This window comes from Succinimonas amylolytica DSM 2873, from assembly GCF_000378405.1.
Lineage (GTDB): Bacteria > Pseudomonadota > Gammaproteobacteria > Enterobacterales > Succinivibrionaceae > Succinimonas > Succinimonas amylolytica.
The window spans coordinates 512033-532801 of sequence record NZ_KB899637.1; the positions used below are offsets into that span (position 1 = coordinate 512033).

Genomic DNA, 20769 nt, shown 5'->3' on the forward strand with positions numbered 1-20769 from the left:
TTCGGAAGCGAGGACCGGAGATGCTGTTTTTTACCGACCTGGACAATACACTGATCTATTCCCACCGGCACTGTATTCCCGGAGACCGGGTCTGGGTGGAAATGCTTAACGGAAGAAATCAGAGCTTTATGACAGCCCGGACAGCCGGTTTCTACCGTGCTCAGGACTGGCTGCTCCCGGTGCCCCTTACTACCAGAAACAGCCAGCAGTATGCCCGCCTGGCCCCGGCTCTGGAGGCTTTGGGCTGGCATGATGCCCTGGTTTCCAACGGTGCTGTTCTTCTGAGGGACGGGGTTCCGGATCCGGAATGGTGGGCGGAATCCCTGGAGATATCGGGAAGGGACAGATCGGAATATAATGCTGCCCTGGAGCTGGTGCGCGGCATGGTGTCTCCGGATTCCCTGGTGTCCCGGGATCCCTTCATGTTTTATGTGAAGACCGGCAGTGCCGCAGAGCTTTACAGCTTTCTGGTCCGGGAGACCGATGCCGCGCATCTGGCGGTGTTTCGGGATTCCCGGAAGGTGTACTGCCTTCCGCGCTCCCTGAACAAGGGGGCGGCGGCCAGGAGGTACCAGATCAGGTCCGGTCATGAGGGCTATATTGCCGCAGGTGACAGCGAGTTTGATATCCCGATGCTCCGCGCGGCCGATATCTGTCTCTGCCCCGAAGGTCTTCCGGATTTTGTTCCTGCCGGAAAAAGAATCGTCTGTTCGGGAGTGTTTTCCGACACGATCTGCGACCGGCTTACGGAGCTCCGGGAAACACTTTCAGGGGGCAGGAGTGCATTTTTTCAGAGGAATAACACGTGATTGACAATGTAAAGGAAAAATACAGCGTGGGTGCACTGCTGTATTCTCCGGCCCTGAACAGCAAGGTGGCCGGACGGGTTACCGGCGGAGACCTGGGCTCCCGGTATTCTCTGGCGCTCTGCCTGGAGGATACGATTTCTCCGGATCTGGTAACGCTCGCGGAAAAACAGGTGCGGGATACTCTGGCGCAGATCTGCACGGCCTCCCGGGAGCAGGAAATGTACGTGCCCCGGATTTTTGTCAGGGTGCGGGAGCCGGAGCAGGCGGAACGGGTGTTCGACATCATAAGCCCGTATCAGGACATTTTTACCGGATTCATTTTTCCAAAATACACCGTAGCCAATGCCGCCTTCTACAACGAGGCGATCCGGAAGGTCAATGACCGGGCCCGCCGGACGGTTTATATGATGCCGATTCTGGAAAGCGGGGACATTGTCGATTTCAGAACCCGGGCCGAGATGCTGGGAGCTATCAGGGATCTGATAGATCACGTGAAGGATCTCACCCTGAATGTCCGGGTGGGCGGAAATGACTTTTCCAACGAATTTGCAGCCCGCAGGCATGTGAACGAGACTATCTATGACATTCTGCCCATAGGTCAGCTTCTGGGAGACATCATTACCGTGTTTTCCCGTGATTATGTGGTTTCGGGGCCGGTATGGGAGTATTTCGCCGGTGCGAACGATGAATGGCGCACAGGGCTCGAGAAGGAGCTCCGGATGGATATCCTGAACGGCTTTATCGGAAAGACGGTGATTCATCCCCGGCAGATTCCGGTGGTGAATGAAATGCTGAAGGTGACAGAGCGGGACTACGAGGATGCCCGGGCCATCCTCAGCTGGGACGAAAGCGGCCTTCAGGTGGGCAAAAGCTCCGGCGGCGAAAGAATGAACGAAGTCCGTACCAACTGCAACTGGGCGGCAAAGATCCTTCTTCTGGCGGAAATCTACGGAATCAGGCAGGAACATGTTTAGGCTTGAGGATCTGGTTACGGTGGCCAGAAGAGAAAACAACCCCAAAAGAAAATATCTTTATGTGAACCCCCTGCAGGGAAAGCACATTCCCGTATCTCCCGCTTTAGCCATGGGCGTGTTTTCCGAAACTGCGGCCCGGGTAAGGGCCCGGTATCCCGGCGAACGGCTGCTGGTTATCGGCTTTGCCGAGACGGCCACGGCCATCGGGGCGGCCCTGGCACTGATGGCCGGCAATGCTTCCTGGTATTATGCCACCAGCCGCGAGGATATCCCCGGGGCGGAGTATCTGTTTTTCACGGAGGCGCACAGTCATGCCACGGAACAGAGGCTGGCCGTAAACGGTCTGGATGCGGCTGTTGCCGGAGCTGACCGGATTGTGTTTGCCGAGGACGAGGTTACCACAGGCAACACCATTATGAACATCGTCGGGCTGCTCCGTGAAAGATATCAGGATCAGGAGCTCCGCTTCGGCATTGTTTCCATTCTGAACAGCATGTCGGACACCCGGCTCAGAGAGCTCCAGGAGCAGGGCGTGTACTGCGATTATCTTCTCAGGATTCCTTTTCAGTACCGGATTGACTCCGTAGATCGCGATACCTACCTCAGGACGGCGGCGGAGCCTCTTTCTGACTCAGGTGCAGCGGTGCCGGTTTTCCGGACGGAGGGCTACTGGAACGCCAGACTGCCGGCTCCGGTTCCGGAGATCCGGGCGCTTACGGAACGGTTTACGGAGGAGGCTATGGGCTATCTGGATCCGGCCGGCATTCCGGCAGGAGCCCGCGTTCTGGTTCTGGGGACCGAGGAGTTCATGTATCCGGGGCTCAGCCTGGGGGCCCGGCTGGAGCAGGAGAGACCGGATCTCCAGGTCCGGTTTCATGCCACCACCAGAAGCCCCATTGAGGTCTCCCCGGATCCGGATTATCCCCTGCACAGCCGGGAAACTCTGGTCAGCCTGTACGACAGAAGCCGGAGAACCTTTATCTATAATCTGGAGCGCTATGACCGGGTGCTGGCTGTTACCGATGCGGCACCGTGCCCGGAGGGGCTCGGAAGCCTTGTGGCGGCGCTCCGGAAGCATGGGAACACAAATATCGCGCTTGTTAAATGGGGAGATTTTCAGTAATGCGGAGCAGTTATGCGGAGGAGGATGTCACCCTTCTCCTTAAGGATATCAGCGGTCTTGTGGAGCCGCTTCCGGCCTCCGTCCGCGAGCGGTATATTCAGCAGGGGGTGCATTACTGTGAAATGCTGCCTCTGGAATACCGGCCTTCCGAAAAGTATCTTGAAGCCTACAGAAATGCTCTTGCCGTTTATGCCGGAAGCACGGCCCGGGCGGTATCCGTCCTTTCCGAAAAGCTCTACCGGAGAAAGGGGCGGGATCTCGTGGTGGTTTCCCTGGCCCGGGCCGGCATTCCCGTGGGGATCCTGATAAAACGCTATCTTAGGCAGAAATACGGCCTGGATATCCGGCATTATGCGATTTCCATCATCAGAGGCCGCGGTATTGACCGGAACGCCATGGATTACATTCTGAAGCATCATGCCCCGGGGGCAGTGCAGTTTGTGGACGGCTGGATCGGGAAGGGGGCCATTCTCACCGAGCTCCGGGAGGCGCTCCGGGATTATCCGGAGGTGGATTCCGGACTCGGGGCGGTGTCGGATCCGGCAAATCTCACGGAGCTTTCGGGCACTCACGAGGATATTCTCATTCCCTCCTCCTGTCTTAATGCCACGGTTACCGGCCTTATCAGCAGAACCTTTCTCAGAAGCGACATCATCGGGCCCGGAGATTTTCATGGCGCGGCGTACTACGGGGAACTCAGATCCGAGGATCTCTCTTTGGAGTTTCTTTCCGCCATTGAAAGATTTTTCGATTTTGAGGCGCTTCCGGAACCCCCGGCGGGCTCCCTTTCCGGTCCTGCGGTGGCCCGGGGCATTGCCGCGGCCTACGGGGTTTCGGACATCAACTTTATCAAGCCCGGCATCGGGGAGGCCACCCGGGTGCTGCTCCGCCGGGTGCCGTGGCGGGTTATTGTGAATGAGCGCCATGCCGCTTCTCCGGAGCTCCGCCACATCCGCGAGCTCTGTCAGGAAAAGAATGTACCCTGCGAAATCAGCCGGACGGATCTCGGAAACTACAAGGTCTGCGGAATTATAAAGAATCTTTCCGATATCTGAGGACAGGGAGAGCCCCCGCCCGGAATCAGGGCCGCGCTCCCGGAAATTATGCCGGAGATCGTGTTTTGAGAGCATATTTGCGGCATCGGAGCCAGCATCTGATAATATGACTGATTCCGCTTCCCTGAAGGGCGCTTTCCCGCGGGCGGATCCTGCCGGGAATGTCCGGCGGGCTATACAGAGGTTAACGAATGATCAATATTCCAAACAGGACGACGCCTCCTCTTACCAGAGCGAATATCGGCACTCTGAATTCCCGGCATCTTCCGCCGCTTACCAGGACTTCACTGTCCGGGCTTAACCGCACCGGCACTGCCGCTATGGAGCCGGTGCGGGCACCGGCCCGGCCGGCTCCGGTGCAGTCTCCGGTTCAGGCTCCGGCGTCAGGAGCGGGGATGCCGCTTCCCGATATTCCGGTACCTGCACTCAGACATCCCCTGCGCAAGGGCCAGAAGACTCCGCTTAACAGCGGGAACCGCAAAACTCTCCGTCTCCGGGTCTGCTTCGGGTGGAATATCCGGGATGCCCGGTGCGATGTGGATGCCTCCGCGTTTCTGGTGCGGGCTGACGGCCGGGTGCCGGGGGACGACTGGTTTGTGTTCTACGGCCAGGAGGTGAGTCCCGACCGGAGTGTGGCGCTGTCCCAGGATGGCGGCGGACAGGATCGGGAGGTGATCAGTGCCGATCTGGGGAAGCTCAGTCCCGAGATTCAGAAAATCGTGTTTGTGGTCTCCATTCACGAGGCCTTTGAAAGAAAGCTGAATTTCAGCATGCTTAAGGATACGTACGTGCGGCTTCTGGACGCCGATACCGGGGAGGAGCTTCTGAGCTACTGCCTGGAGGAGTATTATCAGAATGTAACCTCCATGACTCTGGGGGAGCTTTATCTTCACAGCGGGCAGTGGAAGTTCAACCCCGTGGGAAACGGCGTCAACAGGGATCTGGCGGGCCAGTGTGCGGTTTACGGTGTGGCAATAGCTTGAGGAGATTTGCCGAATGCTCTCATTTGAAACATTAAACGAATTAACGCTGAAGGTGACCTGTACCGGCAGGGATGTGCTGTTCACGAAGGCCGGTTCCTTCATTGCCGGGGACAGCCCCACCAAGAACTACAAGTTTGAAAAGCTGCTTCTGGGACCGGAGGGCGGTATCGGACGGGCGCTTATGGGCTCCCTGATGCGCCGGGTCAGCGGAGAGAACCTGCCCCTTATGAAGGTGATGATGGAGGGTGATTCCGTAACCTACTATGCCAACTGCGGCCAGCATGTGGTTATCTACCGGCTGGAGGAGGGGGAAGTGATTTCGGTGGAATCGGAAAACATTCTGGCCTTCACCCAGGACTGCGACTACAAGGTGCGTTTTCTGGGTACCGGCATATTTTCCCAGAAGGGGCTGGCTACCTCCACTCTGACCGGAAGAGGAAAGAATGCCTATGTGGCAGTGCTTTCGGACGGAAACCCCCTGGTGCTCAGCAATATCGAAACCCGAAATACCATTTCGGTGGATCCGGATGCGGTGATCTGCTGGATTGGCCGGGGAGACTGCGATCCGGGCATCAAGACCGATGTGAACTGGAAGAACCTTATCGGACAGGCCTCCGGAGAGTCCTATTCCTTTGAATGGCACGGCGGGCAGCCGGTGACGGTAATTGTACAGCCTTCGGAGCGTTCCGGCGGCATCAGAGTGGGTATTGACTAACTGGAATGGCAGACGGGACCGTTCCGGATTCCGGGACGGCAGCGGCTGGCAGCTTAATGGAGATTGGGGTTTTGCTGAAGCGTGCGGAAATAGCGAAGCTGGATGATTTTTTCACAGAGCGGGGCAATCGCCGGGATCAGGGCGGATATTTTTATCGCATAAACGGCTATTCTCCCGAGATCCGGGGGTTTATCCGGCGGTATTATGAAGCGGCCAGATCCTGCGGAGTGATTATCGAGGGCGGTCTTAAAAATCCCGACAGCGCCAACCTTTCGTACTATAACGAGATGATGGGCGGGGATTTTCAGATGACCCCCGAATTCATTGATAGCAGCCTCGTGAAATGGCTGCCCCGGCTGGACGCCCGGGCGAGAGACCTGGTAGCCCAGGCGGTATACAGCACTCTGGACGATCTCCGGAAGAACGGCAAGACCGGCGGGATGCTCCGGAATGCCTACATCAAGTTCATGTGCTGGCTTTACTACCGTTTCGAGGGAGTTGTATCCCGGCTGGGATCGGAGCAGATTCCCCGGATCCTCTATGAGGGAGAGCCCGGAAACTACGAGCTTCTGCTGCTTAATGTGCTTTTTCTGGCCGGCTGCGACATCGTGCTTTTGCAGTACCGGGGGGATGCCGGGTACCGCGCTCTGGATCCCGCATCCGCAAAATCCTGCGAGCTCAGCCTTCCCGGCATGACCGCCTTTCCGGAGTCCTTCAGCCTGAAGCAGATCCGGCAGGATATTCAGGAGGAGCTGGAGCTGGAACGGATTTCTGGCGAAAAGCCCCGGCTTGCCCCCTGTACCAATGCCTGGATTTCCGGAAAGCCCCTGGACGATCTCCGGAAGGATCCGGCCGCAAGACTGGAGGCTCCGGAGTTCTTTTCGAACTGCTTTTTCAGGATTGCGGGGGCGGAGGACCGGGTTACCTATCTCAATGATCTCTACAGGCTGCGTCAGGATCTCCTGGCGGCCGGAAGAAAGGTCGTTATTGCGGATACCGGCATAGCGCCGCCGTCCTCCGAGGAGATTGCCGCTGTTACCAGGGGCGATTCCCGGAATATCAGGGAGCTTGTTGCCGGTCTCCTGCCGAATCTGAGCTTTCTGACGGGGGAGCTCCGCCGTATCGCCCGCAAGGCCTTTACAGAGCTTATGCTGGAGGAAAGCCGCCAGGAGGAGAACCTGAGCCGGCTGACCAGCCGCGGTGTTTACCTTATCTGCTGGCTCCGGCGCTTTCACCGGGATCTTTTTGGAACCGGGGAGCCTCTGGCCGTGGGGTGCTTTTTTCATATGGGGGGCTGCCGCTACGGTCCCGAGGCGCTGTTCTGCCGGTTTCTGGCCCGGCTGCCGGCGGATGTGGTGATCTTCTGTCCGGATCTGCGGCAGAAGTGCTGTCTTCAGGATCCCCTTCTTTATGAAGTGCGGTATGAGGAGTCGCTGGAGGTTACTGCCTATCCGGAGGCGGAAACCGGTATTTCCATGGGCACTGCCGCCTATCATGCCGAGAGGGATCTGGACTCTGCGCTGTTTGAGGATACCGGAATCTACCGGAATCAGCAGTATTCCAGCGCGGTGCCGCTGCTTCTTAAAACGATGTACGAGGAGATTCCCGTTCTCTGGGATCAGGAGCTTAAGTTCCGCCCGAATTTCAGCGTCCGGGACGGCACAGTGACCCTGCCGGTGCTTTTTGCCGTTATTAACGGTGTTAAGGACGGCAACGTTCCGGCGTACTGGGACGGCATAAGAAAGCTGATTACTCCGGATACGGCGGTTATCAGAGGCTTTCCGTATCTTTCCGGAAGCGCGTCCGGAGCCGATAATCCGGTGAAGCCCTTTGCCACGGAGTTTTTCAAAAACGGCCGGCTTCAGAAATCCCTCATAAAATCCCACCGGGCCTATCAGTACGGCTTTTTAAGGGAGCCGGTGCAGGACTATATTCTGGACTGCCTCCAGAGGCTTATTGATCAGAAGCTTATCAGAGGCACCTTCGAAAACGGCATGGAGTATACCGTGATTGCCGTGGCCCTGAATCTCGAAAAGAATATCCTCAGGCTGATTCAGAGGTTCGATTTTACCAGGAAGAATCCCAAGCTGATCTGCCTGGTCACCGGAGAAACGGCGCCGTCCCTGGAGGATGACATCCTGGTGGCTTTTTTAAGTCAGATCGGCTTTGATGTGCTCTTTTTCGTGCCAACCGGCTACCAGTGCGCGGAGCGGCACTTCAGCCGCAGCCTGGCAGTTCCCCACGAGATCGGGGAATATGTGTTTGATCTGGAAGCCCCGGGTTTTGTGGCGGCGCAGCCGGATGCGAACAAACGTTCGTCATGGCTTGATTCTATTTTTAAGTGGAGGAAATAACATGGGACTCGATTTCAAAAAACCGTCCCCGGTGCAGGACGCAGTGGTAACAGCTCCGGAGGATGCTGCGGGCACTGAGCTTGCCGAGGTAAAGACCTACGACATTGTGGCCGACAGAAATCAGATGAATGCGGATCTGACGGGGTCTCAGGAGGTGGATGCGCTGGTGAGCACCATTGAGGTAAACAACATGGAGTCCATTGTGAGCTTCGGGGCCACTGTGGCTGAGGAAATCTCCAAGGCCTCCGATGTGGTGCTGAACGGCATGAGCATGGCTCAGCTGGATGATTCCAATGAAATGCTGGCAACCCTGGCCAAGATTATGGAGAAGTTCGACATCGAGGAGCTTAAGGATGAAACCCCGGGCTTTTTCGGAAAGCTGTTCGGGAATCTCCGGAAAAAGCTGGATCAGCTTCTGGCCAAATACCACACCATGGGCGAGGAGGTGGAGAAGATCTACGTGCAGCTGAAGCAGTACGAAACCGAGATTCGCCAGGCCAACCGCAAACTGGAGACCATGTTTGACGCCAATGTTAATTTCTATCATGACCTGGTAAAGTACATTCTTGCGGGCGAACAGGGCTGCCGGGAGCTGGAGGCCTACATCGCCCAGCGTCAGAAGGATCTGGAGAGCACCGGAGACAGCTCTATTCAGTTTGAGCTTAACAACCTGAACCAGTGTCTTATGCTGCTGGAGCAGCGTACCCAGGATCTCAGAATGGCGGAAAGCGTGGCTATGCAGTCCATTCCGATGATCAAGACCATGGCCTTTGCCAATATGAATCTGGTCAGAAAAATCAATTCCGCCTTCGTGGTTACTCTGCCGGTGTTCAAGCAGGCCATTGCCCAGGCCATTATGCTTAAGAGACAGCGTCTCCAGGCCGAATCCATGGCAGCTCTGGACGCCAAGACCAATGAGCTTCTGATCCGGAATGCCAGAAATACCGTGGAGCAGACCAAGATGGCTACCAGGCTGGCCTCGGGAAGCTCTATCAAGATCGAAACCCTGGAAAATACCTGGCGTACCATCGTAAGCGGCATTGAGGAGACCCGGAATATTCAGGAGAACGCCCGGAAGAAGCGTACCGAGGATGCCAAGCGGCTGGAGGTCATAAAGCAGGAGTTCAGCCAGAAGTATCACATGCCGGACAGAAAATAGTCCGGGATCCCGCAGGGGCGGAGAGAAGCCGGCGGGGCTTTAATTATGACACTGCATAACCCCGGTTGGGGCATGAGCGGCATTCACTGAAGACTTTCGGTGGATGCCGTTTTCTTTAGTGATAATGTATGCCAGCGGTGCCAAATCCCCCGCAGGGATACATTTTGCTGCCGCTTCCTCTTCCGGCTCCCGTCCTGAACAGGAAGGCGGGGGCTTCCGGGAGGCCGCTTCTCAGTTTCCGCTAATTCCTGCCTCCCAGGTTTCCGGCATCACCATTGCCGGGCGGTCAGGAGCGCTTCCGGAATCTGATTTTGAGATCCTGACGGGGTTTTTGGAAAAACGGGGGATATCAGCCAGTTGAAATCTGACAGTAATGGTGTTAGATTTAAATTATGAAAGAAGAAAAGCATTTTACACTTGAAGATCTGAGCGCGCTTACCGGTTTTCCCAGACGGACGATCCGCTATTATATGCAGAGCGGACTTCTGCCCGGTCCGGAGGGTGCCAACCGGGGAGCCTACTATCTTCCCGTTCATCTTGACAGACTTCTGGAGATCCGGAAATGGCAGCAGGCCGGAATCGGTCTGCGGCGGATCCGGGATCTTCTTTCCGGCGCGGCTTCCCTGATTGCAGTGCCGGACAGGTCTCCGGTTCCTGGGGAGTTTACGGTTAAGAGTCATGTGTTTCTGCGTCCCGGCGCGGAACTGGTTATCGATCCTGCAGAGTCCGGCATGAGTCCCGAGGAGGTTCGGGATATGGTTCAGCGGATCCTGCGGGTTCTGAACAAAACTGAAGGAGAGTAAAAATGACAAACAGCAAAGACTCCGGTGAATACGCCGTTCTGAAAGCCAAAAACGGTCATCCGGTGCCTCTTGCCGGCATTGATGTCAGAGGCAGTATCGGCGACGTGTTTTCCCGGGTTACCGTGACCCAGCTTTACGAAAACCGGGAGGAGAAAAATATCGAGGCGATTTATTCCTTCCCGCTGCCGCTCCGGGGAGTGCTTCTGGATTTTACTGTCACCATCGACGGTGAGACCCGCCGCGGCACGGTTATGAAGAAGAGCCAGGCCCGGGAGGTTTATGAAAGCGCCGTGGAGAAGGGGGATTCCGCCTGCATGCTGGAAAAGATCGACGAAGGGCTTTACAGCATGAGCGTGGGGAATATTCTGGCAGGGCAGAAGGTCGAGATTTCCTTCAGCTATGCAATGTTCAATATCTGGAACGGCAGTCTTTTCCGGTTTTTCCTGCCTTCGGTGGTGGCACCGAAATTCGGCGATCCTGCAAAGGCCGGCATTGAGGAGTATCAGGCTCCGGTAACCTCCCTGACAGCACAGAATGCCTGGCGCTGCGTGATAGCTGTTGCCGGAGAGCTCCGGAAATGCCGCATTTCCTGTCCGACCCATGAGACGGAGCGCCGGGATACGGAGGAAGCAGCGGAGTTTCTGGTAAACGCCTATGCCGACCGGGATTTTGTGCTGGAGATCCGTACCGACACCGCACCGGTTCCCTATGGTGCTCTGGGCCGTGACGGTACCGGCTATGTCGCTGCGGTGGCCATGACTCCAGATTTCGGCACGGAGCTTAAAAGCGTCCCCCGGATTCTGGACATTATTATCGACTGCTCCGGCTCCATGGCCGGGGATTCCATACGTCAGGCCCGGACAGCGCTTCTGGAGATTCTGAACCGGCTCTCTGATACTGACAGCTTTAATATTATCAGGTTCGGCAGCCAGGTAAAGCCGCTGTTCGCGGCTCCCCGGCCCCGCAGTGCGGAATCCGTAAAGGAGGCCTCCCGGCTTCTGGAGGTGATGGATGCGGATATGGGAGGCACCAACCTGGAGGAGGCGCTCCGGGCGGCCTACAGATCCGAAACCGGGGAATCTCAAAAGGGCACGCTCCATGATATTCTCCTGATTACCGACGGCGAGGTGTATGAAAGCTCCTCGTTTTATGACGAGGCGGTTAGTTCGGGATGCCGGGTCTTCACTGTCGGAGTGGGCACTGCCGTTTCCGAAGGTCTTTTAAGAAAGCTGTCGGAGGTTACGGCGGGCATGCCGGAGTTTGTCACCCCTAATGAGGACATGGCCGAGAAGATTGTCCGGCATTTCCAGAGAATGTGCCTCCCGGTCATGGATTCGGAAATCATCTGGCCGGTAACTCCTGACTGGGTATGGCCGGAAAAGAATCTCCATCTTTTCCACGGAGATACTGCCGTGTTCTTTGCCCGTTTCCCGGAAAAGCCTGCCGGGAAAACAGAGCTCCGGGCCGTTTCCGGAGACCGATCCTGGTCATGGAGCGTCAGCCTGCCGGAATCCGGAGACGAGACCCCGTGCTCGGATCTGGCCCGTATGGCGACAAGACGGAGGATTTCCGGACGGAAGGACGATGCGGCGCAGGAGCTGGCCGTGAGCTACAGCCTGGTGACCAGCCTGACCAACTATATCCTTGTTAAGGAAAACGAAAACGCGGACAGCCTTGATCTCCCCGAAATGCGGACGGTGCCCCAGATGCCGCCCCGCGGCTTTATGGGAGGCGGTATGGGGGCTGCGGCCTGCTGCATGTCGGCATCTTCCGCCGCCATGATGGGGGGAAGCGGCGGTGCTATGACGGGCTTTATGGGCATGATGAGCATGGCCATGAGCCGCATGGCCAGTCCTATGGCAGCGAAGATGACGGCCCCGGCAGATGTAAGCGTGTGCGAGGAGCCCCAGGATCGCTGTGACGGCGCTCTGCACAGATTTGCGGACATTCTGGCCGGGATGGCGCTTCCGGAGGTGAAGAAGCTGTTTGGGGAAAAGACCCTGGCGGCTCTTAAGGACGCCGGACTCTCTGAGGACACGGCGGCCCTTCTTGCGGACCTGGTGGCTCAGGGGGTTCCGGAACGGATTCTGTTCGTACTGTTCCTGAGACGTCTCTGGGCTGAATGTCAGGGGCTTTTCGGCGGGACCCCGGCCGCGGAGTTCATTTCCCGCAGCTACAGCCGGCTGACTGCCGCCGAAAAGGGACTTCTGCCGCCGCAGGAGCAGCTGCTGATGGATCGCATTTTTGCGGAGTTCTAAGCAGCGGAGCCGGGATCATCCGGCGTTTTGGAATGGCATAAAATGAAAGCAGGGCGGTTCCGGGCGGGCCGCCTTTTTCGTATTGGTGATTTTTCCGGCAGAGGTCTTTATGGAGAGGCTTTTCAGGGGGAGGCAAAGGATGCTGCTCCGGGGATTTCCTGCTCTAAAAAAGGAGGAGGCAGAGGGACTTTCAAAGGGCTTTTTACAGGCGGAAGTTCCGGAAAGAGGCTTATGGAGAATATTTACATTTCGGTGCATTAATCACATTTTTCTGTTAAAATTCTGTTACAAAAATCACATTTGCCGCTATTCCAGGTAAAGCATTGATGGCGGCTGGAAACGTTTCGGAGTTCTGTTTTTTTTACCTATGGCCAAGAAGTGGAAAAAAATCTATAACTGTTTTCTGTCAGACTGGCGGGACTGGTATTCCCGTCTGGGCGCTGAAAGGAATTCACTTTTGTCATCCAGGAAGGGAAGACTCTTCCTCGTTCTGGGAGGCTGCATTGCCGTGGCTGCTCTCATTGGCGGCTATTATGCGTCCCGGTATTTCAGCATGCAGGATTATGAAATGCGGGCGCGGCTGGCTTATGATGCCAAAAGCTACAAGGATGCCCTGGAGAACTACCGGAATCTTGCTGACGCCGGAAACAGCGAGGCCATGTTTCGCACCGCAGAAATGTATCTTTCGGGACTGGGAACGGTCAGGAACTCCTCCAAGGGCCTGAAGTATCTTCGTATGGCTGCAGAACGCGGCAGTGTCAGGGCAGAGGTGCAGCTGGGGCTTTTATATTTTGCTCCCTCGGGAGAATCCCGTACCTGTGTCGAGCATAATTACCGCCTGGCCCGGGAATGGCTGGAAAAGGCCGGACAGGAACCGGAGGCTCTTCTGGCTCTGGGCACCATCTACCAGCGGGGACTCGGAGTGCCTAAGGACGAGGTGCGGGCTCAGAACTATTTTGATGAATGGGTGCGGGGCTACATGCTCAAGGCAGAGCAGGGAGATCCCGAGGCGCAGTATCAGATGGGGCTGTACTTTACCGACGGACTCAGGCATGCTGCTGATGATGAACGGGCGATTTTCTGGTACGAAAAGAGTGCCGGACAGGATTATGTCAAGGCCCTGGAGGCTCTGAGCTCCTTCTATACCCTGGGCGGCAGCACCATAAAGCCGGATCCGAAAAAGGCTGCAGAAGTATTTCAGCATCTGGTTCGCATCTATGAAAGAAACGCCAGAAACGGCGATGTGGACGCGCTCCTGGCTCTGGGAGATATCTATCAGAGCGGGGTGGGGGTTTCGCAGGACTATTCCAAGGCCGTAGGCTATCTTATTCTGGCTATCGAAAAGAACAGTCCTGCAGCCATGCTGACTCTGGCGGATCTTCTGGATTCCGGAGTGGTGGTCAACCGGGTATCCTATGAACGGGAGCGGCTGGAGAAGGAGAGAATTGCCCATGCCGCCATTATCCGCAGGCAGCTGGAGGAGCGGCGGCGCTTAAAGGAGGAGGAACTCCGGAAAGCGCAGGAGGCGGCCGGAATACCGGACGGAGAATCCGTTCCTGAAGTATCTCCGGAACTCCGGCAGGAGACGGGAGACAGTGCTCTGTATTCCCAGAATCCGGATAACGGCACTTCCGTCTCCCCGGAAGACGTCGTGGCGGATCCTGAGGCTCCGGAGCCGGTGCGGGTGGATTTCCCGGAATACTATACCCCCGAGAAGCTCAGACATCTGGCTCATGAAGAAAAGCTCAAGCGGGCGGGCACCGGAGATGTCACGATGATGAAGGAGCTGGCCTTCGATGCTCTTTCAGGCTTTGGTGTCAGTGAAAACTCCGAATACGGTGCCAATTACGGAGATGCCATACTCTGGTTCTCCAGGGCCGCTCAGGCCGGAGAGGATGCCGAATCCATGTTCGAGCTGGGGCACATCTATCAGACTGCCGAAGATCGCAGTATCCGGAACAATGCTCTGGCCGATGCCTGGTATCAGAAGAGTGCCGATCTCTGCTACACTCCGGCCTACCTGGGACTGGGAAGTCTTTACGGTACCAGAAACTCTGGCATCGAGGACGCCAGAGTTTCGCACAGCTGGTATGAAAAAGCAGCCAAGCTGGGCAGTCAGGAGGCTCAGATGGCACTTGCCCGCGCCTTTGCCGAGGGCGGACGCGGGGCGCAGCCTGATTTTCGGGAGGCTCTGAAATGGCTTCTCGTGGTGCGTATCAGCATGGAGAAGGCCGGAGATACTGAAAGTCAGGAATACCGGAGCATTCAGGAGCTTCAGGATTCCTTTGAGTATCACCTGCAGCCGGAGGAAATCAAGGAGGCCCGGGCAGCGGCCGAAAACATGCACGAGATTTACGGAACCGACTGGTAGTGCGGCTGCCTTTTCCGGAAAAAGAACTCCGTTCGGGATGCTCCCGGCGGAGTTTTTCGTTACTGGGGGTACGGACTTTGCAGGCAGCAGGGGATATCATTTTCCCGCCATTCCCTCCTTTGTAGGCTTCCCGGATAATACAGTCTGATACCATCATTGTTTCAGGTACCATTGAACAGAAGGGAATTCCTGCGCGCTATGCCAGACACTACAGGGTAAATCGGGGCAAGGCTATACGCTCTTGCCTTTTGCCGGTTCCGGGAGGCGGGGGTTGCGGGTAGGGAATCTAACTAAAGTTCATTATCTGCATTTGCGATTTTTGATTTTAATGTTTCTTCCAGGATGGTGAACGTCGCAATGAAACTGTCCCGTATTAGGGACACAAGTTCATCAGCCTCGTTTTCATTGTATACATGGGCGGAGAGATTTCTCTTTTTTAGCATCAGCAGCCATGTTGCAGAATCAGAAATAAAGCCAACCTTGTAGGCAAGCTGAAGAGTCTCTCTAGGGGGCCAAATATCAGCTCCTTCTACGCCATGAATTCTCAGTACTTCCTGAAGAGCTTTCCAGGAAAGCTCAAATGTCAGGTTGAACTGAGCTATTACTCCGGTTCTGTATATTTCGCTTTCTGTGGTCTGCTTAAAATCAGCCTTAATTTCCACCGCTACTTCGCGGCATTGTAGCACAGCCATTTTTTCAGACTGTGCCCCGGTTGTAAAATTTATTAGCAAGCCTGTGTTATCCGGCATTGGTCAGTATTGACGTTTCCAGAAATCCTGCTGTCCATAAATGCCCATCCGGAAAATTATGTCAGAAATTAACGTTTTTGGCACGGTGTTCGGACTTTCCGTCCCGGATCATGATATTCTTTGAAGGATGACAGTGTCAGGAACGTTTCCGGACATGACTTAGAGGGGACTCCAGGGCTATTCCGGAGTGCCGGAACAGTGCTGGGCGGTACGGAGTGTAATTGCGGAGGGATGGCAGGCCTATGGAAAGTACAGCTGACAGGGGCACCGAAAGCAAGGTTTCCGTAAAGGTTGTTTTTTTGGGCGTGGCGACTTTTTTTCTGAGCGTTGCGATGGCTGTTTTTTGCAGCAATACCGCAGATCTTCCTGGTGCTTCAGTAGTTATCGAGGGACTTCCGGAGATTCGCGAGTTTGCCGTTCTGGATGCGGCCGGGGTGCTGTCGCCGGAGACTCATGATTATTTCAACCGGGAATCCCGGAAGCTCCAGCTTAAGAACGGCGGCGAGATTTTTGTAGCGACCTTCAGGACTCTTCCGGAATATGCTGCTACCGGTATACAGACCCGTGCTCCGAACATTAATGAACTGGCCACCTTTCTTTTTAATAAAATCGGGCTGGGGAGCCGGGAACGCAACAACGGGGCCCTGATCCTCTTTACCACCGAGACGCCGCATGTGGTACTGCGTACTGGCAGCGGCCTTGAGTCCTGCATTCCGGACTCCATGGCCGGCAGAATACTGGATGACTATGCGACGGAAGACATGAGAGCCAGGAGATGGAACAATGCCGCGGTTAAAACCTGGAATGCCGTGGCCCGGGAAATCTACCGCTGCTACCGGAACGAGATTCCCGAGAATGTCGGAAAATCAGATCCGGTTTTCCGGGAAGGAACCTCAAAATTTTATGAAGAGCCCCCAAAGCTAAAGGGCCGGATTGACTCGGGTATCATAAAGGCACCCATCTTCTTTTTCCTGGCAATCGCGGATGCCTTCCTGCTTTTTGTTTATTTTTTTACCGAGGGCAATATTGCAGGCGGAGGGCGTTCCGGATACCACCGTGGTTTCAGATTCAGTAGCAGCCATTCCGGCGGGCACCGGAGCAGCAGCCGCGGGGGGAGTCATGGCGGCGGACGCAGCCGTGGCGGCGGGGCCAGCCGCTGACAGCCTTCAGTCTGGCATTGCAGATTTCATAATTGTCAGAGTGGCATTCCGGAATGTCAGAAAAAAGTATCAGAAGCAGGTATCATAAACAGGGAGCCGTTTACATTGGACCTGCCGGCCTGAGGCAGGAGGATTCTGAGAGCTGGCCGGATCCGGGGAATGCCCAGGCGGTAAATGCTAAACTGCAGCGCAGCTGGTCTGTATTTCCGGATAGCTGCCGGTGGCGCGATACCGGATTTGAAGGACTACGCACCGGAGAAAAGCAGAAATGGAATACACGCATCATTATGACTCCCCGCTTGGCAGTATCACTTTGGCGTCTTCCGGAGAAGCATTAACCGGATTGTGGTTTGACGGGCAGAAGTATTTTGAGGATTGCCTTGCAGATGAGCATGAGGAAAAAGCGCTTCCGGTATTTGAACAGACTGACAGATGGCTTGATATCTATTTCAGCGGCAGGGCACCGGATTTTACGCCGCCTCTGAACATGAAGGCTACGGAATTCCGCAAGGCGGTCTGGGAGATTATGCTTTCCATTCCTTTTGGGCAGACGATGACCTACGGTGAGATTGCCGCACGTCTTGCGAAACAAAAAGGCATTGAAAAAATGTCCGCACAGGCGGTCGGCGGAGCGGTCGGGCATAACTCTATCTCGCTCATTATTCCCTGCCACCGGGTTGTAGGCACAAACGGCAGCCTGACCGGATATGCAGGCGGTATTGACAAGAAAGTGAAGCTCCTTGAAATGGAAGGTGCGGATATGAACAGGCTGTTTGTGCCCGGGAAAGGAACGGCACTTTAAGCATGCCCTGTGGTCCCGCACTGCCATCACTGACGGCGGGGATAAAGAAAATGAACTGATGGCCAGCTCTGGCGGAACAGGGCCGGTTATTTTCAAGATTGAAAGAATCGATTATGAGGAGGAATGAGCCAGTGAACGAGATTATCAAAGCAATGCAGGAACGCAGGAGCATACGCAGGTTCAAACCGCATATGCCTGCAAAGGAAGATATTGCGCAAATCATTAATGCGGGTCTGTATGCTGCCAACGGCAGGGGGAAACAGGCAACCATTACGGTGGCCATAACAAACAAAGCCCTGAGGGACCGGCTGGCTGCGGATAATTGCAGAATCGGCGGCTGGAAGGAGGGCTTTGATCCCTTCTATGGAGCTCCGGTCATCCTGATCGTGCTTGCAGACAGGAACTGTGCGACCCGTGTATATGACGGAAGCCTTGTCATGGGAAACATGATGCTGGCGGCACATTCACTGGGTCTTGGCAGCATCTGGATTCATCGGGCAAAGGAAGAATTCGAGATGCCGGATTACCAGAAGATATTAGAGGATCTTGGTGTTACAGGCGAATGGGAAGGGATAGCTCATTGTGCAGTGGGGTATATTGACGGAGATATGCCTAAGGCCGCAAAACGAAAAGACGGCAGAGTATTCTGGGCAGAATGATAGATTCCTGCTGGTGTGATTATTCAGCCAGCCGGTGGGAAATCAAAACACTATAGTGGCATGTAAAGACTGCTCATCTGGCCGTTTTTACGAATTTTGCGGATAGATGAAAGTATAGGGACCGGGCAAAACCTTCGTTTTTCAGGTTCAGATATCTTTTTGCTGTCCGGGGTGCTGATCAGGAAAATTTTTGAGAATACAGGTGAACAGCAATGTATTTTTCAAAGCACAATGAAAAAACTGTCTATATAAATCATTACAGGCTGCTTGAGGTGGAAGGAGAGGGGGAGCTTTGCAGGGAAGACGCTGAAGCATGGCCAACAATGGATGATGACTGGCGAAATCAGTACACCATTCTGAGTGTCAAAGAAGGAATAACCGGACTTGGAGACGGATATCTGGAGTCTTTTCCGAACATCAGCTGCCTTATTCTCAGCAGGACTGTGGAAGCAGTTGCCACTACGCCGAAGCATGATAAAAGAATGCGTAAAAACAAGGTTCTTATACGCGGCGAGTATGGCACCTTCGCTGAGAAATTTGCCTGTGATAAAGGTCTGAAGTTCCTGCACTGCGACATCCCGCTCGCTGTTGATGATCTTGAGGAGCATCATGAGCACGACATCATTACTCTGCATTACTCTGCGTTTTCATGAAAAGGGCTCTCCGGATATTCACTATAACTGCTTTACGCCGGGAAGCTCCGCCGGCAGCTATGGCGGAGGAGAGTATGCTAATAAGCTCCCGAAAGATTTCTACGCAGGGTGTTCACTGGAGGATTTTGCAGCTAATTTTCCGGAGCGTCTGCGTGAACAGCTGCTGGCAAATGAAATGCTCCGCCGGTTTCTGGAGGCGGCTAACAGCCGAAGAAAAAAATCTTAGACTGCTTCTGAGACCCGTCAGGGGAAGCTATAAGCCGTGTCGCTGACAGTGAGTGAAGAAAAAATAGAGCGCAATCCATCGGGAGCGCAGAAAATTCCCTTATCCGGCGGCACAGAACCTGTCTGTAAAAGACTCCGGTGATAGATGGCTCAGTGTTTCAGCAGGACTGTTCTCCTGGTAACAGAGTGGCTTTCGAAGACGCTCTGACCGGGGCTGCCGGGAATGATTCAGGAAGCGGGGCGGTGATTATCTCCGGGGGACAGGGTTCCGCGGCCAGTTTTTTAAGAAACATCTCCCGCACCAGCTTTTCATCCTGCCAGATCCGGGTGGTGTAGCTGTCCAGCCCGTCCAGAAGCTCGAAATTCACGTTGTTTACGGATTTTTCCAGCATTTCCCGGTATTTTTCCTTTTTGCGGATCTGAAAATACCCGCCGGTTACCAGGCTCATCACACAGGTCCGGACATATTCCCCCACGGCGCCGTTCCAGCCCGAGAGGCGGGAGAGCTTTTCCCGGGTGACCTTCGCAATATCGACTTCCTCATGGGCAAGATCAATGCCGGTATAGCCTTTGATAACCCCGGCGCTCATGGTGTTTATCTGCGTCATCTTTTCCTGAAAACGGCTGTAAATCCGTTTCATTTCCTCCAGATAGAAGGCGGTGGCCTTTTCCCGGATGGTGTTATGCATTTCCTGTCCGTAGACGGTAAAGACGCCCAGCGAGCCCGAGAGCTCCTCGAACACCTCCATGGTACGTCTTTTGGCGATGCTGACCGAAAGCTGCATTTCCTGACGCACGGCAGCAAAAAGATGGCTGAGGAGATTGTCCCGGAGATTGATGCACATTTCCCGGAACAGCTCTTCCCGTCCCTGAACCTGAGTGGTAGTGCCGTTTCTGAGCTTCTGGCTTACCGCCTCCACCGGGATGGCTGCCAGGTCCGGATAGAGACTCAGAAGCGCTGTGCGCATGCTTTCCTTCTGACGGTCGGTGCAGAGTCCCCAGCGGGTGAGGGCGAAGATGATCCGCACTCCCTTCTGCCGGAGCTCGCTGAGCACCTGCTCCTGCTCAAAATCGTCCGGACGGGATTTCCGGGCATCGCAGCAGTAGATTACCGTATGAAACCAGTCGGCGATGTCCGGACTCTGATCGCAGTCCCGCATGGCGGAGTACAGATCCGCCTTCCAGTCAGCGGCACGGTTCGACTCCAGTCCCCAGCTGTCAAATACGGATACCTGCATATCATTCCAGAGAAAGGGCGGATGCCGGTGCAGACCGCGTTCCGTTACCGGCTTTCCTACCCGGGCAATGGCAATATTCCGCCCGTAGAGATAGTTTACCAGGGCAGATTTGCCGGAACCGGTCTTTCCGAGAATAAGTACATTGGTGTTAAAGGTGCTCACTGTTTTCCTCTGTTCGGCATGGCTGGGGATGTTTTCGGGGCTGGTTGCGGAGGCGCCTTCCGGGAGAGAGCTTCATTTTCTGAGACTCCTCTCTGAATGTTTCCGGAAATGCGGCGGAGTCAATTATATTTTGAAGCGGCGGATCCTGCCGGTAAATCGGACTATTGTTTGAAGGATTACACAGTTTTTATGCGGAGGACGGCACTGCGGGGCAGGATTCCCGGAAATCCGGAAGCCCCTGAAGAGTTCTTCCCGGAAATACGCTGGCAGACCGGATTTTTATGTTGTATTTTTAAACGGATAGGTTTTATTATAAGTTTGTTATATTTGATTTAAAAATATTGTAAAAAAGTTGACTAACGAGCTAGTTTTTATTGAAAATCTGTAATAAATTGGTAGAATTACCGGTGCTGGCAGAATCCGGCCTTCCGACTGGGCTTCTGGCGCAGGACGGATTTTACGGAGATTGTGCCCTGGTTTACAAAAGAACGTGCTTTTTTTCTGCAAAAAGCTAGAA

Annotated in this window: 19 protein-coding genes and 2 pseudogenes; 19 read left to right on the forward strand and 2 right to left on the reverse strand. The window is 55.0% G+C overall.

The annotated features are described in order from the left end of the window. Positions 1-20: 20 nt before the first annotated feature. The 14 genes and pseudogenes from F557_RS0111820 to F557_RS0111880 all read left to right on the forward strand — a co-directional run bounded on the left by F557_RS0111820 (position 21) and on the right by F557_RS0111880 (position 14604). Positions 21-809 carry a hypothetical protein gene (locus F557_RS0111820; protein WP_019002431.1) on the forward strand — a complete coding sequence of 263 codons (789 nt, stop codon included), beginning with the start codon at positions 21-23 and terminating at the stop codon, positions 807-809. Further along, the gene (locus F557_RS0111825; RefSeq protein ID WP_019002432.1) at positions 806-1783 is read left to right on the forward strand and encodes an HpcH/HpaI aldolase/citrate lyase family protein; all 978 of its coding nucleotides are present in this window, start codon (positions 806-808) and stop codon (positions 1781-1783) included. The genes F557_RS0111820 and F557_RS0111825 overlap by 4 nt, the downstream gene beginning before the upstream one ends. Further along, positions 1776-2906 carry a phosphoribosyltransferase domain-containing protein gene (locus F557_RS0111830; protein WP_019002433.1) on the forward strand — a complete coding sequence of 377 codons (1131 nt, stop codon included), beginning with the start codon at positions 1776-1778 and terminating at the stop codon, positions 2904-2906. The genes F557_RS0111825 and F557_RS0111830 overlap by 8 nt, the downstream gene beginning before the upstream one ends. Further along, positions 2906-3961: a cysteine protease StiP family protein gene (locus F557_RS0111835; RefSeq protein WP_026297889.1), complete on the forward strand. Its 1056-nt coding sequence runs from the start codon at positions 2906-2908 to the stop codon at positions 3959-3961. The genes F557_RS0111830 and F557_RS0111835 overlap by 1 nt, the downstream gene beginning before the upstream one ends. Positions 3962-4152: 191 nt before the next feature. Further along, positions 4153-4944 (forward strand): TerD family protein, encoded by a 792-nt coding sequence (locus tag F557_RS0111840; protein WP_019002435.1) that lies wholly within the window; start codon positions 4153-4155, stop codon positions 4942-4944. A 13-nt stretch (positions 4945-4957) separates the two neighbouring features. Next, positions 4958-5659: an AIM24 family protein gene (locus F557_RS0111845; protein WP_019002436.1), complete on the forward strand. Its 702-nt coding sequence runs from the start codon at positions 4958-4960 to the stop codon at positions 5657-5659. A 5-nt stretch (positions 5660-5664) separates the two neighbouring features. After that, on the forward strand, positions 5665-8013 hold the full coding sequence (locus F557_RS0111850) for a YceG family protein (RefSeq protein WP_019002437.1): 2349 nt from the start codon (positions 5665-5667) through the stop codon (positions 8011-8013). A 1-nt stretch (position 8014) separates the two neighbouring features. Further along, positions 8015-9172 (forward strand): toxic anion resistance protein, encoded by a 1158-nt coding sequence (locus F557_RS0111855; RefSeq protein WP_019002438.1) that lies wholly within the window; start codon positions 8015-8017, stop codon positions 9170-9172. Between the two features lie 103 nt (positions 9173-9275). Further along, complete coding sequence (locus F557_RS0111860) at positions 9276-9533, forward strand: hypothetical protein (protein ID WP_157617865.1); 258 nt, start codon at positions 9276-9278, stop codon at positions 9531-9533. 31 nt (positions 9534-9564) lie between these two features. Continuing rightward, the gene (locus F557_RS0111865) at positions 9565-9975 is read left to right on the forward strand and encodes a MerR family transcriptional regulator (RefSeq protein ID WP_019002440.1); all 411 of its coding nucleotides are present in this window, start codon (positions 9565-9567) and stop codon (positions 9973-9975) included. A gap of 2 nt (positions 9976-9977) precedes the next feature. Beyond that, positions 9978-10364 (forward strand): annotated as a pseudogene (locus F557_RS23665) (VIT domain-containing protein); the annotation flags it as partial. Positions 10365-10793: 429 nt separating this feature from the next. Beyond that, positions 10794-12233, forward strand: a pseudogene (locus F557_RS23670) (VWA domain-containing protein); the annotation flags it as partial. A 42-nt stretch (positions 12234-12275) separates the two neighbouring features. Next, positions 12276-12494 carry a hypothetical protein gene (locus F557_RS0111875; RefSeq protein WP_019002442.1) on the forward strand — a complete coding sequence of 73 codons (219 nt, stop codon included), beginning with the start codon at positions 12276-12278 and terminating at the stop codon, positions 12492-12494. Positions 12495-12690: 196 nt separating this feature from the next. Further along, complete coding sequence (locus F557_RS0111880; protein ID WP_169335195.1) at positions 12691-14604, forward strand: tetratricopeptide repeat protein; 1914 nt, start codon at positions 12691-12693, stop codon at positions 14602-14604. A 290-nt stretch (positions 14605-14894) separates the two neighbouring features. On the opposite strand, the gene F557_RS0111890 is transcribed toward F557_RS0111880, so the two are convergent. Continuing rightward, the gene (locus tag F557_RS0111890; protein ID WP_026297891.1) at positions 14895-15296 is read right to left on the reverse strand and encodes an HI0074 family nucleotidyltransferase substrate-binding subunit; all 402 of its coding nucleotides are present in this window, start codon (positions 15294-15296) and stop codon (positions 14895-14897) included. 299 nt (positions 15297-15595) lie between these two features. Between F557_RS0111890 and F557_RS0111900 the strand changes: the two genes are divergently transcribed. The 5 genes from F557_RS0111900 (at position 15596) to F557_RS0111925 (ending at position 18853) form a co-directional block, all read left to right on the forward strand. Further along, on the forward strand, positions 15596-16513 hold the full coding sequence (locus F557_RS0111900) for a TPM domain-containing protein (protein ID WP_019002446.1): 918 nt from the start codon (positions 15596-15598) through the stop codon (positions 16511-16513). Between the two features lie 268 nt (positions 16514-16781). Beyond that, positions 16782-17315: a methylated-DNA--[protein]-cysteine S-methyltransferase gene (locus tag F557_RS0111905; protein WP_026297892.1), complete on the forward strand. Its 534-nt coding sequence runs from the start codon at positions 16782-16784 to the stop codon at positions 17313-17315. Positions 17316-17413: 98 nt separating this feature from the next. Next, complete coding sequence (locus F557_RS0111915; protein ID WP_245539405.1) at positions 17414-17974, forward strand: nitroreductase; 561 nt, start codon at positions 17414-17416, stop codon at positions 17972-17974. A gap of 212 nt (positions 17975-18186) precedes the next feature. Further along, positions 18187-18627: a hypothetical protein gene (locus tag F557_RS0111920; protein ID WP_019002451.1), complete on the forward strand. Its 441-nt coding sequence runs from the start codon at positions 18187-18189 to the stop codon at positions 18625-18627. Continuing rightward, complete coding sequence (locus tag F557_RS0111925; protein WP_019002452.1) at positions 18584-18853, forward strand: hypothetical protein; 270 nt, start codon at positions 18584-18586, stop codon at positions 18851-18853. The genes F557_RS0111920 and F557_RS0111925 overlap by 44 nt, the downstream gene beginning before the upstream one ends. 157 nt (positions 18854-19010) lie before the next feature. Here the strand turns inward: F557_RS0111925 and F557_RS0111930 are convergent, their stop codons facing one another. Next, on the reverse strand, positions 19011-20252 hold the full coding sequence (locus F557_RS0111930) for a GTPase (RefSeq protein ID WP_019002453.1): 1242 nt from the start codon (positions 20250-20252) through the stop codon (positions 19011-19013). Positions 20253-20769 lie beyond the last annotated feature (517 nt).